Source organism: Tamlana crocina (assembly GCF_012037625.1).
This window is the reverse complement of record NZ_JAAVJS010000803.1, coordinates 1-292: the sequence shown is the minus strand read 5'-3', so window position 1 is coordinate 292 and position 292 is coordinate 1. Positions and strand designations below refer to the sequence as shown.

Here is a 292-nt window from a genome sequence, read left to right as displayed (position 1 = left end):
CCACGTGGAGCAACCCATAAAAGGTTTCCGGCGGCATCATAAACCATGAAGTGTTCAAGAGAATAAGTTCCCGGTTCAAGTTCCAGTTGAGGAACTTCTTCAGTAAAGATCTGACCGTTCACAAGATCAACTCTAAAAGGAACATCGGTAGATCCAACTACAGCAGTGGAACCTTCATAAAGTGCAATTTCCACATAGGCTGGAGTGGCACCATCGGTACATTCCGGAATATCACCTGTTGTGGATTGCTTGTTATTGGACTGATTGGCCAGATCATTTAAAATAGCCCCAA

1 protein-coding gene is annotated in these 292 nt (G+C 44.2%); it reads right to left on the bottom strand.

Features of this window, described 5'->3' with window-relative positions; all coding sequences use genetic code 11:
• On the bottom strand, positions 1–292 hold a 292-nt coding region (locus HC176_RS19065), incomplete at both ends, for a hypothetical protein (RefSeq protein WP_167920535.1).